Here is a 1,800-nt window from a genome sequence, read left to right as displayed (position 1 = left end):
TAGCCTTGATTATAAAGATCTACTACTTTTGCAATAGCGTCATGGGCCCCACGGTGGGGACGGAAGCCAAAACTGTTGTCCGAGAAAACTTGCTCGAAGATAGGAGTTAAAACCTGGGCGATCGCCTGTTGGACCATCCGGTCCACGACCGTCGGAATCCCAAGCTTTCTCCTCCCACCGTTGGGCTTAGGAATTTCCACACGCTTAACTGGGGACGGTTTGTAACTGCCGTCTTTCAGTTTAGCGATTAGTTCCTCTTTGTTTTCCCTGAGGTATGGAAGCAGTTCATCAACAGTTAAACCATCAATGCCGGCTGCTCCCTTATTTCTCTTTACCCGCAAGTATGCCTGGTTAAGGTTATTGCGGTCCAAGACCTTGTCTTGGAAAGTGACACTCACGCCTTTACCTTCATCAGAATTGGTACTACGCGCCCTTGTGTACTTTCGATTTTCCAAATCTATCCTCGACAAGCGGTCAGCTTGTTGTTCTGTTTTCTGCGATCGTCGCACCTGATTACACCTCCGATATAAGTTACAAGTTATTGTCGTTCAGTCCTTCATCTGATTACTCAAACTACTATGACCTCGGCTGACTCCTGACTTACTCAACGCTACATCACTGTACCGCTTGCTTCTGTGGAAATTTATCTTATTCTTCTTGTCGGAAGCTTGTAAGTCAGGCCTCCTCGGGTAAGAATATTAGCTTTCGTACCATGTCATCGTTAGCTTTACTGAGACCAACTTCGAGTAGTATTGGACTTCAACTTGTCTAGCAGCCTTATCCAGTTAATTTCAGCCTTATAGCTACTTCTTGTTCATCGATGCAGTACTTTGCCTTAGACTTCCTTCAGATTCCACCTCACGGTGGACACCCTTGTCCTCAGCTCATGGTTCCGACTACTACGGCCCATAGCGGACTTTCACCACCTAGCTAATACTCATGCCGGGCGCACTAAAAAAATCGACAACTAAGGACGGCCTTAGTTATCGATTTAACCTAAATTAACTTCTTTAATTCAGCAATTGCTTTTTCGTAATCTGGTTCATCAGTTAATTCAGTTACAATTTGCCGGTAAACAACCTTCCCATCCGGATCAAGAATCCAGACTGACCGCGCAAGGATTCCTTCATCTGGTATTAACAGCTTTGATTCGTAACCAAAGGATTCTTCCTTGTCAGAAACCAATTCCATGTTTTTGACACCTTCAGCGGCACACCACTTCTGTTGATCTTCAGTCGTGTTAGTTGAAATGGTCAGGAAATTAACCTCTGGGAATTGGTCCATTGTTGAGTTAAACCGCTGTGTTTGAATGCTACAAACCGGGGTGTTAATATCTGGAACAACGCTTAAGAGAGTTATTTTGCCAAGCAATTGCCGGGTCTTAACCTTGTCACCATTCTTATCAAAAACCTTGAAGTGTGGGAATTCGTCACCAACAGCTGGTGGATTGCCTACTAATTGCCGCTTTTCACCATTAATTGTGATTTCCATTCTTAGCAACTCCTTTTCTAATTTTGGTTAGGCACAGTATATCAAGAACGCAATTAAAAAGCATTGATTATACTCATTGTTTTAGAAAATTTATGAGCTGTGTGGCTAGGCAAGGTATCTTTTAACCTAAAATAGGCAGCGTTACCTTCTAAAAGGACTTAATGTATTAACTAACTGCTTTTATATTTCAATACATCATACTAAGGTGAATTCTCCTAAATTTTATAAATTAGGTGGATTATAGAATGAAGTTAGCCACCTAATTGGTGGTAAATGCAAAAACGCCATTCGGCGTGACATCAGGTATCA

2 protein-coding genes are annotated in these 1,800 nt (G+C 42.5%); both read right to left on the bottom strand.

Going from position 1 to position 1,800, the window contains the following annotated elements; all coding sequences use genetic code 11:
* Positions 1-509, bottom strand: a 509-nt coding sequence (locus QOS10_RS09230; protein WP_283595183.1) for a reverse transcriptase domain-containing protein, incomplete at its 3' end; no start/stop codon positions are given.
* Positions 510-996: 487 nt separating this feature from the next.
* Positions 997-1,491, bottom strand: a complete 495-nt coding sequence (gene tpx / locus QOS10_RS09225) for a thiol peroxidase (protein ID WP_003671718.1) — start codon at positions 1,489-1,491, stop codon at positions 997-999.
* Between the last annotated feature and the right edge of the window lie 309 nt (positions 1,492-1,800).

This window comes from Limosilactobacillus galli (assembly GCF_947381495.1).
Lineage (GTDB): Bacteria > Bacillota > Bacilli > Lactobacillales > Lactobacillaceae > Limosilactobacillus > Limosilactobacillus galli.
Note: the sequence above shows the minus strand (reverse complement) of the source record. Positions and strands in the feature narration are given on the sequence as shown.

Excerpts from the sequence above, each read along its gene's own strand:
- tpx (WP_003671718.1), bottom strand. The coding sequence starts at position 1,491 with ATGGAAATCACAATTAATGGTGAAAAGCGGCAATTAGTAGGCAATCCA.